At 42.5% G+C, this 13,690-nt stretch carries 13 protein-coding genes and 1 pseudogene; 9 read left to right on the top strand and 5 right to left on the bottom strand.

Annotated elements, in window-relative coordinates:
* Window positions 1-625: pseudogene (locus M1F37_RS05350) on the bottom strand (helix-turn-helix domain-containing protein); the annotation flags it as partial.
* 262 nt (window positions 626-887) lie between these two features.
* Here M1F37_RS05350 and ccpA point away from each other — a divergent pair.
* Entirely contained in the window at window positions 888-1,898 is a 1,011-nt protein-coding gene (ccpA, locus tag M1F37_RS05345; protein ID WP_247935022.1) for a catabolite control protein A, read from the top strand.
* 156 nt (window positions 1,899-2,054) lie between these two features.
* On the opposite strand, the gene M1F37_RS05340 is transcribed toward ccpA, so the two are convergent.
* Window positions 2,055-3,017: an asparaginase gene (locus M1F37_RS05340; protein WP_247935021.1), complete on the bottom strand. Its 963-nt coding sequence runs from the start codon at window positions 3,015-3,017 to the stop codon at window positions 2,055-2,057.
* Between the two features lie 65 nt (window positions 3,018-3,082).
* Here M1F37_RS05340 and M1F37_RS05335 point away from each other — a divergent pair, with 65 nt between their 5' ends.
* Complete coding sequence (locus M1F37_RS05335; RefSeq protein ID WP_247935020.1) at window positions 3,083-4,468, top strand: Cof-type HAD-IIB family hydrolase; 1,386 nt, start codon at window positions 3,083-3,085, stop codon at window positions 4,466-4,468.
* A gap of 32 nt (window positions 4,469-4,500) precedes the next feature.
* Here M1F37_RS05335 and M1F37_RS05330 read toward each other — a convergent pair whose 3' ends face one another.
* On the bottom strand, window positions 4,501-4,953 hold the full coding sequence (locus M1F37_RS05330) for a universal stress protein (RefSeq protein WP_049541063.1): 453 nt from the start codon (window positions 4,951-4,953) through the stop codon (window positions 4,501-4,503).
* A 161-nt stretch (window positions 4,954-5,114) separates the two neighbouring features.
* Here M1F37_RS05330 and M1F37_RS05325 point away from each other — a divergent pair, with 161 nt between their 5' ends.
* The 4 genes from M1F37_RS05325 (at window position 5,115) to M1F37_RS05310 (ending at window position 9,168) form a co-directional block, all read left to right on the top strand.
* Entirely contained in the window at window positions 5,115-5,417 is a 303-nt protein-coding gene (locus M1F37_RS05325; RefSeq protein WP_247935019.1) for a hypothetical protein, read from the top strand.
* A 156-nt stretch (window positions 5,418-5,573) separates the two neighbouring features.
* On the top strand, window positions 5,574-6,788 hold the full coding sequence (locus M1F37_RS05320) for a pyridoxal phosphate-dependent aminotransferase (RefSeq protein WP_000666457.1): 1,215 nt from the start codon (window positions 5,574-5,576) through the stop codon (window positions 6,786-6,788).
* A 144-nt stretch (window positions 6,789-6,932) separates the two neighbouring features.
* Window positions 6,933-7,067, top strand: coding sequence for a 50S ribosomal protein L34 (rpmH, locus tag M1F37_RS05315; protein WP_000831905.1), 135 nt, complete (start codon window positions 6,933-6,935; stop codon window positions 7,065-7,067).
* 136 nt (window positions 7,068-7,203) lie between these two features.
* Entirely contained in the window at window positions 7,204-9,168 is a 1,965-nt protein-coding gene (locus tag M1F37_RS05310) for a peptide ABC transporter substrate-binding protein (protein WP_247935018.1), read from the top strand.
* A 22-nt stretch (window positions 9,169-9,190) separates the two neighbouring features.
* Here M1F37_RS05310 and M1F37_RS05305 read toward each other — a convergent pair whose 3' ends face one another.
* Entirely contained in the window at window positions 9,191-9,337 is a 147-nt protein-coding gene (locus M1F37_RS05305) for a hypothetical protein (RefSeq protein WP_023941542.1), read from the bottom strand.
* Window positions 9,338-9,412: 75 nt separating this feature from the next.
* Window positions 9,413-11,257: an APC family permease gene (locus M1F37_RS05300; protein WP_247935017.1), complete on the bottom strand. Its 1,845-nt coding sequence runs from the start codon at window positions 11,255-11,257 to the stop codon at window positions 9,413-9,415.
* 155 nt (window positions 11,258-11,412) lie between these two features.
* Here M1F37_RS05300 and M1F37_RS05295 point away from each other — a divergent pair, with 155 nt between their 5' ends.
* From M1F37_RS05295 to rsmA, 3 genes are all read left to right on the top strand, one after another.
* Entirely contained in the window at window positions 11,413-12,186 is a 774-nt protein-coding gene (locus M1F37_RS05295) for a TatD family hydrolase (protein ID WP_247935016.1), read from the top strand.
* Window positions 12,186-12,752, top strand: coding sequence for a ribonuclease M5 (rnmV, locus tag M1F37_RS05290; protein WP_247935015.1), 567 nt, complete (start codon window positions 12,186-12,188; stop codon window positions 12,750-12,752). Before M1F37_RS05295 ends, rnmV begins: the two co-directional genes overlap by 1 nt.
* A 64-nt stretch (window positions 12,753-12,816) precedes the next feature.
* Window positions 12,817-13,689: a 16S rRNA (adenine(1518)-N(6)/adenine(1519)-N(6))-dimethyltransferase RsmA gene (gene rsmA, locus M1F37_RS05285; RefSeq protein WP_001216839.1), complete on the top strand. Its 873-nt coding sequence runs from the start codon at window positions 12,817-12,819 to the stop codon at window positions 13,687-13,689.
* Window position 13,690: the final 1 nt, after the last annotated feature.

Genomic DNA, 13,690 nt, shown 5'->3' with positions numbered 1-13,690 from the left:
GTGTCCATTTCCAGCCAGTAATTCAGTTGCTTAAGGGCCAAATAATTTTGGAAATCCTCATAGGAACGCCCTTTTTTCAATTCTTTAGGGATGGAAGGTAGCTTACTTTTTCTTCTCTCTTTAAATTTAACGGCTCTGGCTAAATCAATCGGAGCGATAGACAGGTAACCTTTTCGGATGTGTCGATAGACAGTTGAGGAATAACATCAAGGTTATGAGTTTTGAGGATATGATAGATGTGTTGTCCCTTTTTAACGCCATCAGAAATGATTTTATCCATGTCCCAGAAAGTCTGAGAATTAAGGGGAGTTCCTTCACGAGCTTCGATAAGAGTTTGTTCGTATTGTTTTTGAGCTTGTTTAGCGAGGTAGAAGATTTTCTGATAGCCACAATTTTGCCTTCTTTTAGGGCACCCATTACAGACAAAGGGAGCCTTATCGAGTAGAGGGCAAGGAAGGTTGCTAGAGGTAGAGTCTCTAATTTGTCTGTTTCGTTTGACTTCTTTAGAAACAGTGATCGGGTCTTTTAGAATAAGTTGGCCAATAACTTTGAAGGTTTCACCGCGCTCTAAACCTAGTTGGATATCATTACGGTCTGAAAGGGTAAGATGTTTATGTTTTGTCATAGTAGACCTCATTTCTAACTCAAACGTCTCATACTTAATTCCACCATAAAAATTCGTTTTAGACTAACTTCCACTTTGGTCAGACAAGTGGAAGTTACTTTGAGAAGTTACCCTATGAAATTTTTTTCAAACAATCTTCAAAAAATACTTGAAAGTGTTTACAATTAGTGATAAAATGGAATAAGTAGAATCATGAAAACGAAATTTTCATACCGTCTCTTTTTTAGAGGTCTCGTGAGGTATGAAATAGAAAGGAAATGGAATGAATACAGACGATACAGTAACGATTTATGATGTCGCCCGTGAAGCAGGAGTTTCAATGGCGACGGTTAGCCGTGTAGTCAATGGCAATAAGAATGTAAAAGAGAATACTCGTAAAAAAGTGCTTGAGGTGATTGACCGTTTGGATTACCGTCCAAATGCAGTGGCGCGTGGTCTTGCAAGTAAAAAGACAACCACTGTCGGTGTCGTAATCCCAAATATTACTAATGGCTATTTCTCAACGCTTGCTAAAGGGATTGATGATATCGCTGAAATGTACAAGTACAATATCGTCCTTGCTAATAGTGATGAGGATGATGACAAGGAAGTTTCAGTTGTCAATACCCTGTTTTCTAAGCAAGTGGATGGTATCATTTTTATGGGCTACCACTTGACTGAAAAAATTCGTTCAGAGTTTTCTCGTTCTCGGACACCAGTTGTTCTTGCAGGAACTGTGGATGTAGAACATCAACTTCCAAGTGTCAATATTGACTACAAACAAGCTACGATTGATGCAGTGAGCTACCTTGCTAAAGAAAATGAGCGCATTGCTTTCGTAAGCGGTCCGCTAGTGGATGATATCAATGGTAAGGTTCGTTTGGTTGGCTACAAGGAAGCCTTGAAAAAAGCAGGTATTTCTTATAGCGAAGGATTGGTATTTGAGTCTAAATACACTTATGAAGATGGCTATGCCTTGGCAGAACGCTTGATTTCATCAAACGCAACTGCAGCGGTTGTAACAGGTGATGAATTGGCAGCAGGTGTCTTGAATGGTTTGGCTGATCACGGTGTGTCTGTGCCAGAAGAGTTTGAAATCATTACTAGTGATGATTCGCAAGTCTCTCGCTTTACCCGTCCAAACTTGACAACTATTGCCCAACCTCTTTATGACCTTGGCGCTATTAGTATGCGTATGCTGACTAAGATTATGCACAAGGAAGAGTTGGAAGAACGTGAAGTTCTCTTACCTCATGGTTTGACAGAACGTCGCTCAACACGAAAACGTAAATAGAAAAAAATCAGGGAATCGTGAAGATTTCCTGATTTGTTTTTAGAGAAGAGAATTATACTCAATGAAAATCAAAGTGCAAACTAGAAGCTAGCTGCAGGATATACTTGAGTACGGCAAGGTGAAGCTGACGTGGTTTGAAGAGATTTTCGAAGAGTATTAGCCTTCCATATAGTCTTTCAAAGCCTGCCCTGTTAGTCCAGCATTGAGGGCAATGAGGAGTTTCAAGCGGGCTTTTTGGGCGTTGAGTTCTTTAACAAAGAAGACGCCTGCCTTTTGCAACTGCACGCCCCCACCTTGGTAGGCATAAACAGGTTCAGCAATACCGTTAAAGCATCGTGAAACCAGGGCGACTGGGATTCCTTTTTGCAGAAGGTTTTCTAATTTTTGAGCCGTTTCCTTGGGAATATTGCCCGCTCCGAAGGCTTGGATAATCAAACCGTCCAATTGTTCCAAATCCAGCATATCAATCAGCTCATCTGTCATACCAGCATAAGCTGAGATGATAGGTACTAAGCCTTGTATGTGATCAAGGTCAAAGCGAACACGAGGTTCAGCTGTTTTGAAGTAGAGTATTTCCTGTTTCATGATGAGACCAAGGGGGCCGTGGGTAGGAGTCTGAAAAGTACTAACATTGGTCGTATGTGTTTTGGTAACATACTTGGCGGCGTGGATTTCATCGTTCATAACGACTAAAACCCCTTTGTCAGCAGCCTTGTCATCGCTAGCCACCCGCAAAGCACTCAGATAATTATAAACACCGTCACTGCCGAGTTCGTTGGAGCTACGCATGGCACCTGTTAGAACGATAGGCATGTGGGGAACTTCCATGGTATCAAGGAAATAGGCAGTTTCCTCTAATGTATCGGTCCCGTGTGTAATCACCACCCCATCGTAGTTAGCAGCTTCCTCTTTGATTTTTTGGTAGAGGGCCAGCATATGCTTGGGTTTGATATGGGGGCTTGGCAGGTTAAAAAAGTCTAAGGCGTGAACTTGGATTCCCTCCAGAGGATTGGACACATGGTTCATGGGATTATCTGAACTCGTCACAACAGCGCCAGAAGCATCGGCCTGCATGGAAATAGTCCCACCCGTATGTAAAACAAGGATTTTCTTAGGCATGATTTACTCACTCTTTCTGAAATGTGGTATAATCATTGTATCACAAAAGGGGAGATTGGGATAGGATGGAAGTCAAAGCTGTTTTTTTTGATATCGATGGAACCTTGGTAAACGATCGCAAGAGTGTTTTGAAATCCACTAAGGACGCGATTAAGATTGTCAAAGAGCAAGGGGTGCTAGTTGGTGTAGCGACAGGACGAGGACCTTTTTTTGTTAAGGAATTGATGGACGATTTGGATCTGGATTTTGCGGTAACCTACAATGGCCAGTATATCTTTAATAAAGAAAGAGTCTTGTTCACGAGCCCTATTTCCAAGTTACATTTGCGCCATCTCATTTCGTATGCTAAAAAAGAGGGCAAGGAGATTGCCCTAGGGACCAAGGATGCCATGCTGGGTTCCAAAATCATGTCTTTTGGTCTGGGTTCTTTTTCCCAACGAATCAGTCGCTTCGTTCCCTCTGTTTTAACTCGGACGGTGAGTCATTCCTTTAATCGTATGGTCAGCAAGGTTGTTCCCCAAAAGGAGGAAGACCTGCTTCACCTGATGAATCAGCCTATCTACCAAGTTTTGATGCTGATGACGCCCGAAGAGTCTGAGAAGGCAGCAACTGATTTTCAAGACTTGAAATTGACACGTAGCAATCCTTTTGCAGCGGATGTCATCAATCAAGGAAACTCTAAATTGGAAGGCATTCGCCGAGTTGGGAAGGAATATGGCTTTGACCTCAACCAAGTGATGGCCTTTGGTGACTCAGATAACGACCTAGAAATGCTGGCAGGTGTCGGTATGTCGGTCGCTATGGGAAATGGTAGTAGCAGTGTCAAGGAAGTTGCCAAGCACATCACTACCAGCAATCAGCAAGACGGAATTCACAAGGCCTTGGAACATTTTGGTGTTCTGGCTTCAGAAAAAGTCTTTGTCAGCCGTGACTATCATTTCAATAAGGTCAAGACCTTCCATCACATGATGGATGAACGGACCCAAGAAGAACCTCGAGCTTGGGATTTAGAAGGTGCAACCCACAGGGCTGGCTTTAAAATAGAAGAATTGGTGGAGTTTGTTAGAGCTGCCAGCTCTTCTGAAGAGGATTTTGGTCAAGCTGTATCGCAACTTCATCAAGCTCTTGATAAGGCAGCAGATAAAGTAGCTAAGAAGACGCCTGCCCAGCAAGATTTGATAGGCCAGGTGGATGCCTTGATTGATACACTTTATTTCACCTATGGTAGTTTTGTCTTGATGGGGGTGGACCCAGAACGTATTTTTGATATTGTCCATCAGGCTAATATGGGGAAAATTTTCCCAGATGGCAAGGCTCATTTTGATCCAGTGACCCACAAAATCTTAAAGCCAGATGATTGGGAAGAAAAGTATGCTCCAGAACCTGCTATCAAAAAGGAACTGCAGCGTCAGCTCAAGGCTTATGAACGCCATAAAGAAAGACAAAAATAAGAAAAGGAGCTCTAAGCTCCTTTTCTTGGTGATTATAATGTTTTTTCTTGTTCTCTCACCACCAGCAAATCGACCTTAGCATGGCGGAGAATGTATTCAGATGAAGAGCCGACCAAGAGGCGTTCAAAGGCGTTGAGACCAGTTGCGCCAACGAGGATGAGGTCCACTTCCTCAGCGTCTGGAATAGTACGTGCCAAGAGGGTCTTTGGATTTCCCATTTCAATGACGATGTGAATATCCGCCACACCAGCATCTTTAGCACGTTTTTCGTACTCTTTCATCAGACTTTCAGCATCGACTTGGAGTTCTTCGTAAACTTCAGCATCAAAGGTGGATACACTTTGGAGAGCGCGTGTGTCAATGACATGTGCGATGGTGAGTTTAGCGTCGTTTCGTAGAGCAGAATGAACTCCCTTGACAAAAGCCAAGTCCGCTTCTTTAGAACCATCGATTGCGACCATGATATTTTGGTAACGTTGTGCCATAATGAAACCTCCTGAAATTTTCTTACTATAATTGTAAACCTTTTCACTATAGAAGTAAAGCAAAAAAAGTATTTTTTAAAAGAATGTTAGCGATTAAAAACTATATAAATATATGATAAAATAAAAGAAAGGATAGTAGGAAAGAAGTGAGGGGAGGGATAATGATGAAAAAATCTTTTCAAGAATCAAAAAAATCAAATTTCCTTTATTATGGAATTATCCTAGTGTCGGTCTTGGTAGAAGTTATCATACTCTGGCAATTAGAGAGACTGGTACCCCTTCTTTATCCAGGTTTTATCGGTTTTTTAGTCTTTCATCTACTCTACCATCTGCTATTATTTCTAGTTGCAAAAAGAAGTGGACGCTTAGATTACTTGATGATATGGGGGCTTTTCCTCATGTTCAATCTTCTTTATGATTCCTTTTTAGGCTTGCTTTTTCTAGGTTTATCTTTTGGTATGTGATATGTCTTTGGCAGAATTCCTGCTATCTCACTTGTCTTGACCTCGCTTTTAGTGAGGTTTTTCTTCTATACAAACCTAGTAACACATTTCAGTAAACTTGTCGCATTCTCTTTCTAGTGGTATAATGTTACTATCCTGATGAATTGAGGAAACAAGATGAAAGAATATAACAAGTCTAGTAAGTTAGAGCATGTTGCTTATGATATCCGTGGTCCTGTTTTGGAAGAAGCTATGCGGATGCGAGCAAACGGCGAAAAGATTTTACGTCTGAATACAGGAAATCCAGCAGAATTTGGATTTACAGCGCCAGACGAGGTCATTCATGACTTGATTATGAATGCGCGTGATAGTGAAGGATATTCTGACTCCAAAGGGATTTTCTCAGCCCGTAAGGCCATCATGCAGTATTGCCAATTGAAGAAATTCCCAAACGTAGATATTGATGATATTTACCTTGGAAATGGAGTCAGTGAGTTGATTGTTATGTCTATGCAGGGGCTTTTGGACAATGGGGATGAGGTCTTAGTACCTATGCCAGACTATCCTCTCTGGACAGCAGCTGTTAGCCTAGCTGGAGGAAATGCCGTTCACTATATCTGTGATGAAGCTGCAGAATGGTATCCAGATATTGACGATATCAAGTCAAAAATCACTTCTAATACCAAGGCAATCGTCCTTATCAATCCAAACAACCCAACTGGAGCCCTTTATCCTAAGGAACTCTTGCTGGAGATTATTGAGATTGCCCGTCAAAACGATTTGATTATTTTTGCGGATGAAATCTATGACCGCATGGTCATGGATGGACATGTGCACACACCTGTGGCGAGCTTGGCACCAGATGTTTTCTGTGTCAGCATGAATGGTCTGTCAAAATCGCATCGTATCGCTGGTTTCCGTGTGGGTTGGATGGTCTTGTCTGGTCCTAAGACACATGTTAAAGGCTATATCGAAGGGCTAAATATGCTGTCCAATATGCGCCTTTGCTCTAACGTTTTGGCCCAACAAGTCGTACAAACTTCCTTGGGTGGTCACCAATCAGTCGATGAATTGCTCCTTCCAGGTGGACGAATTTACGAGCAAAGAAATTTCATTTACAATGCCATTCAAGATATTCCAGGTTTGTCTGCCGTTAAACCAAAGGCTGGGCTTTATATCTTCCCTAAAATCGACCGCAATATGTACCGTATCGATGATGATGAGCAGTTTGTCCTTAATTTCTTGAAGCAGGAAAAGGTTCTCTTGGTTCATGGTCGAGGCTTCAACTGGCAGGAGCCAGACCACTTCCGTATCGTTTACCTTCCTCGTGTTGATGAACTAGCCCAAATCCAAGAAAAGATGACTCGTTTCTTGAAACAGTATCGTAGATAGGGCTTACATTCGAAAAAGCTGGAAACATTTGCCTAGAGCTATTGACAAAAGCGAAAGAATCAGATAGAATAGTAAAGTATGTTTAGTAACTGATCACTTTATAGCCGGCTAAACGAATACAAAATCTATGAGGAGGTATTCATCGTGAAACGTACTTATCAACCAAGTAAACTTCGTCGTGCGCGCAAACACGGATTCCGTAACCGTATGTCAACTAAAAACGGTCGTCGCGTATTGGCAGCTCGTCGTCGTAAAGGACGCAAAGTTTTGGCTGCATAATCCAAACGAATTCTATCAAAAATCAGTAGGAACTCGAGTCTACTGATTTTTATTTTTGTAAAAAAGTACAAAAAGCTTTATGTTTTTGCTTGAATAGTGTATAATATTTCACATACTGTAAAATTGGAGAATAATCATGAAGAAATCAAAAGTTATGCTTTTTGGAGCTATGGCTTTGACAGCAGGTCTAGCTTTAGCAGCGTGTGGATCATCTCAATCAAGTAATGCAGACAAGACTTACTCTTATATCTTTGTCAATAACCCAGATACCTTGGATTATATTACCTCTACACGAGACTCTACATCTAGTATCACAACCAACTTGATTGATGGTTTGTTGGAAAATGACCAGTATGGCAATCTCATCCCATCTATGGCTGAGTCATGGACAGTGTCAAAAGATGGTTTGACCTACACTTATAAGATCCGTCAGGGAGCTAAATGGTACACTTCTGAAGGAGAAGAGTATGCGGACGTAACAGCTCATGACTTTGTTACTGGTCTCAAGTATGCGGCTGATAAAAAGGCTGAAAACTTGTACTTGGTACAAGACTCTATCAAAGGGCTAGCAGACTATGTTGAAGGGAAATCATCTGATTTTGCAACTGTTGGTGTTAAGGCGGTGGATGATTACACACTACAGTACACCCTTAATCAACCTGAGACTTATTGGAACTCTAAAACAACAGCAAGTATCCTTAGTCCGGTAAACGAAGCTTTCTTGAAGTCTAAGGGAGATGACTTTGGAAGTGTGACGCCATCAAGTATCTTGTCAAATGGTCCTTACTTGTTTAAGTCCTACACATCAAAATCTTTGATTGAATTTGATAAAAATCCTAACTATTGGGATAAGGACAATGTCAAAATCGAGAAAGTGAAGCTCTCGTTCTTTGACGGTTCTGACCAAGATAGTCTTACAAGAGGATTTTTGGAAGGCAACTACACAGACGGACGTATCTTCCCAACAAGTTCAGTATTTGCTGAACTCAAGAAGGGAAATGAGGACAAGATTACCTATACACCACAAAACTCAGTTACTTTCTACTATCTTTTCAACGTTAATCGTCAAAGCTACAAGCAGACTATGAAACAGTCTGATAAGGAAAAGACAGATTCGCGTGCAGCTATGCAAAATAAGGATTTCCGTCAGGCTATCAACTTTGCCTTTGACCGCCATGCCTATGCAGCGCAGACAAATGGTGAAGATGGAGCAGACCGTATTTTGCGTAACACGGTTATACCAAGTAACTTTGTTCAAGTTGGTGATAAGAACTTCGGTGATATTGTCAATGAGAAAATTGTCAACTACGGTAAAGATTGGGCAAACATTAACCTAAACGATGGTAAGCAAGCCTTCTTGAATCCTGAAAAGGCTAAAGAAAGATTTGCTAAGGCCAAAGAAAGTCTGCAAGCACAGGGAGTAACCTTCCCAATTCATTTGGATATGCCAGTTGACCAGACCGCTAAGCTAGATGTGCAACAGGCTGGTTCTCTCAAGCAAACAGTAGAAGCCACTCTTGGTAAGGATAATGTTGTCATCGATGTTATCCAACTTTCTCCAGATGAAAAAGATCAGGCAACCTACTTTGCAGATACAGCAGAACAAAAAGACTACGATATTGACGTCTCAGGATGGGGTGGAGACTACTCGGATCCGAAGACTTACCTAGCTATCCTTGATCCAGAGACAGGTTCTCAGTTGAAAAACATGGGTTTGACTGAAGGAAAAGACAAGGAAATTAAGGACAAGATTGGTCTTTCTGACTACAAGAAACTCTTGGATCAGGCTGACGCTGAAATCACAGATACTCAAGCTCGCTATGAAAAATACGCTGAAGCCCAAGCTTGGTTGACAGACAGCGCCCTCTTCCTACCAGTTCAAAGTGGCGGAGCCAACCCAATTTTCCGTAAGACTGTACCGTTTACAGGTCCATTCTCATTCGTTGGTCATAAGGGAAATGCGGACAACTATAAATATGTTGAATTGCAAAAAGAGCCAGTAACTGCTAAACAGTACCAAGAACTCTACGAAAAATGGCTAAAAGAAAAAGCTGAGTCAAATAAAAAAGCTCAGGAAGATTTAGCTAACCACATTCAATAATGTTCCTAGTCATGCTTTTCAGTTAATACTCTTCGAAAATCTCTTCAAACCACGTCAACGTCGCCTTGCCGTAGGTATGGTTACTGACTTCGTCAGTTCTATCTACAACCTCAAAGCAGTGCTTTGAGCAACCTGCGGCTAGTTTCCTAGTTTGCTCTTTGATTTTCATTGAGTATAAGCATAGTGACTGGATTCAGAAAAAAAGCCTTACCAGACGATTATCGGTTCTGGTAGGGCCTTTTCTTTATTCTTTTAAGTGATAAGAGTAGCTAGCGACAACGACGTCTTGGTGCCAACGAAGGGCGTATTTGAGTTTGAGACTCATCTGATTGTGTAGGATATTTTGCCAAGGTTTATTAGGGATAAACTGAGGGACGAGGACAGTGACTGTATAGTTCTTTTTCTGAGCTTCCTCGGAAATCCGTTTGACATACTTGACAGTAGGGGTGATGATGTCGCGGTAGCTGGTCTTGATGTTTTTTAGAGTAATGGTTGGGAAGTAATCGGCAAATTCTTGGAGAATTTCTTGATCTTTTTCTGCTGTCTCCTTGGTAGAAATATGCATAGCTAGGACTTCGTCACCGATACTTTGAGCGTAGTTAATGGCTCCGACGCTGACTCGGGTGACATTTCCTACTAGGACCAGAACCAGATTGCCGTCGTAAGTACGTTTTTCGATTCCTTCATAGAGTCGCAGTTGTTGGGCTACTTTTTGGTAGTGACTGTGAATTGCCAAGAAGAGTAGGGTGAGTACGAGAATAATCGGGAAGAAAGGCCAGATATCACTGAGACGGAAAAAGAGCAGGATTAGTACAATCGCATAGCAAATGATTGCCCCAATGATATTAGCAAGAGCAGGTTTTAAGAAGTTGGCCCCTTTTTCCTTTTTCCAATGACGAATCATCCCAGTCTGAGATAGGGCGAAGGGAACGAAGACCCCGATAGTATAAAGAGGAATCAAGCGTTCGGTATTGCCATTAAAAATGAGAAGAAGAATCATAGCCCCAAAAGCCAGAGTTAAAATTCCATTGGAGTAGCCTAGGCGGTCTCCTTTTTCCATAAAGAGATGGGGCATGTATTTGTTTTTAGCCATATTGTAAGCCAGCATAGGGAAGGCCGAAAAGCCAGTATTTGCAGCTACGGCCAAAATCAAGGCTGTGGAGAATTGGAAGATATAATACCCAAGGTGACCTAAGAAGGAAGTGCCAAGGATGCCTTGAGCCATCTGTGAAAGAATAGTTTCTCCGTGTTGAGGCATAATCCCCATCCAGTAGTTTAGGAAGGTGATACCAGCAAAAAGAAAACCTAAAATCAGTGACATAATGGTCAAGGTTTGAGCGGCATTCTTTTCTTTTGGAGCCTTGAAAAAGGGAACAGCATTTGAAATAGCTTCAACCCCTGTCAGAGAGGCAGATCCGCTGGTAAAAGCTCTTAGGATGAGAACGATAGACAGACTCGGAACAGCATGCCCAATAGGTGAAGTTGCCTGATAGCTGAGAGAACCAGTTACTAGTTGAAAGATTCCATAGAGCAAGAGAAAGACAGTGCTGATGATAAAGAGATAGACAGGAATCATCAGTGAACTGGCAGATTCTTTTAAGCCTCGTAAGTTCAAGAGCATGAGCAAGCAAACCAGAAAAATGGAGATGTGGAGGTTGTAAGGGTGAAGAGCAGGAAGAGCTGCTGTGATAGCGTCAGCTCCAGATGCAACGGATACCGCTACGGTCAACATATAGTCAACCAGAAGACTACCTCCAGCTATTAAGCCAAGTTCGGGAGATAGATTTTCTCGAGTAACCATATATGCCCCTCCCCCTTGAGGATAGGCATGGATGATTTGACGGTAGGAAACGGTCAGGCTAGCTAGAAGCAGGAGGACAAAGAGGCCGATAGGAAGGCTCCACCATATAGCTAGAGGAGAGAGACTAGCCAAGACGAGGACTACTTGCTCAGGCCCATAGGCGATGGAGGACAGAGCGTCGCTTGACAACATGGCTAGTGCCTGCATTTTTCCCAGTAATCCCCCTTCGCCTTCAGTTAAGGACTTAAGAGGACGACCGATAAAGGTATATTTTAATTTTGTAAGCATTTTCTTTCCTTTTCTGAAAATTTCAACAAGGGTTATTATACTGCTTTGGAAAAATAGCGTCAAGAGACGACAATGGATTTTCGAATATTTTGTACAGATGAGGAGAGAGTGCAGTTTTTTGGTATAATAGAAGATAGAAAACGAGGTTAGAAGAGATGATATTTGATACACATACACACTTGAATGTAGAAGAATTTGCAGGTCGTGAGGCAGAAGAAGTTGCCTTAGCTGCTGAGATGGGTGTGACACAGATGAATATTGTTGGTTTTGATAAACCGACCATTGAGCGTGCCTTGGAGTTGGTAGATGAGTATGACCAACTTTACGCGACTATTGGTTGGCATCCGACAGAGGCAGGAACCTACACAGAGGAAGTTGAGAATTACCTGCTAGAAAAACTAAAACATCCAAAAGTTATTGCCTTGGGTGAGATTGGTTTGGACTATCACTGGATGACAGCGCCAAAAGAGGTGCAGGAGCAGGTTTTTCGCCGTCAGATTCAGCTATCTAAGGACTTGGATTTGCCTTTTGTTGTCCATACCCGCGATGCGCTGGAAGATACCTATGAGATTATCAAGAGTGAGGGCGTTGGTCCACGTGGTGGGATTATGCATTCATTTTCAGGGACGCTTGAGTGGGCAGAGAAGTTTGTCGAGCTTGGTATGACGATTTCCTTTTCTGGAGTAGTGACTTTCAAGAAGGCGACAGATATTCAGGAAGCAGCTAAAGAGTTACCTTTGGATAAGATTTTGGTAGAGACAGATGCGCCTTATTTAGCCCCAGTACCTAAGCGCGGACGTGAAAATAAGACAGCTTACACGCGCTATGTAGTAGACTTTATTGCGGACTTGCGTGGGATGACGACCGAGGAACTGGCGGCAGCAACTACCGCAAATACAGAACGAATTTTTGGATTGGACAGCAAGTAATGAAAGAAAAAATTTCCCAAGTCATCGTGGTTGAAGGGCGCGATGATACGGCCAATCTCAAACGTTATTTCGATGTAGAGACCTATGAAACCCGAGGTTCCGCCATCAATGAGCAGGATCTAGAGCGGATTCAGCGCTTGCACCAGCGTCATGGAGTCATTGTCTTTACAGACCCAGATTTTAATGGGGAGCGGATTCGGCGCATGATTATGACGGCCATTCCGACAGTTCAACACGCCTTCCTCAAACGAGATGAAGCTGTTCCCAAGTCCAAGACCAAGGGGCGTTCACTGGGAATCGAGCATGCTAGTTACGAAGACTTGAAAACAGCACTAGAACAAGTCACTGAGCAGTTTGAAGCAGAAAGTGACTTTGATATTAGCCGTAGTGACTTGATTCGTCTTGGTTTTCTAGCAGGATCAGATAGCCGAAAACGCAGAGAATATCTAGGAGAAAACCTTCGTATCGGTTATTCCAACGGCAAACAACTCCTCAAACGTTTGGAATTATTTGGGATTAGCTTGGCAGAAGTGGAAGAAGTTATGAAATCTTATGAGAATAGCTAAGCGGCCCCCAAATGTAAGGGGAATGTGTTACAATAGTAGTAACAGATAATAGAAAAGAGAATAAATGAGAATTGCAGATTATAGCGTGACCAAGGCAGTGCTGGAGCGTCACGGTTTTACCTTTAAAAAATCATTCGGACAAAATTTCTTGACCGATACCAATATCCTTCAAAAGATTGTGGATACGGCTGAGATTGATGACCAGGTCAATGTCATTGAAATCGGGCCAGGTATTGGTGCCTTGACCGAGTTTCTGGCAGAGCGTGCAGCTGAAGTCATGGCCTTTGAGATTGACCACCGTTTGGTACCGATTTTGGCAGATACCTTGCGTGATTTTGACAATGTGACTGTAGTAAACGAGGATATTCTTAAGGTCGATTTGGCGCAACATATCCAGAATTTCAAAAATCCTGATTTGCCAATCAAGGTAGTGGCTAATTTGCCTTACTATATCACGACACCTATTCTCATGCACTTGATTGAAAGTGGGATTCCATTTAGTGAGTTTGTGGTCATGATGCAAAAAGAGGTGGCGGACCGCATTTCAGCCCAGCCTAACACCAAGGCCTACGGTAGCTTGTCGATTGCAGTGCAGTATTACATGACTGCCAAGGTTGCCTTTATCGTGCCTCGTACGGTCTTTGTGCCAGCGCCAAATGTGGACTCTGCTATTTTGAAAATGGTTCGCCGTCCAGAGCCAGCTGTTGCGGTAGAAGACGAGAACTTCTTCTTTAAGGTTTCCAAGGCAAGTTTCACTCACCGTCGCAAGACTTTGTGGAATAACTTGACAGGTTACTTTGGCAAGACTGAAGAAGTCAAGGACAAGCTGACCAAAGCTTTGGACCAAGCAGGCTTGTCACCAAGTGTTCGGGGAGAAGCTCTCAGCTTGGAAGAATTCGCCAGTCTAGCAGACGCGCTTAAAGGGCAAGGACTCTAAG

The sequence above is a fragment of the Streptococcus mitis genome (assembly GCF_023109105.1).
Classification (GTDB): domain Bacteria; phylum Bacillota; class Bacilli; order Lactobacillales; family Streptococcaceae; genus Streptococcus; species Streptococcus mitis_BW.
The sequence above is the reverse complement of the archived record's forward strand: the minus strand, read 5'-3'. Positions and strand labels throughout refer to the sequence as shown.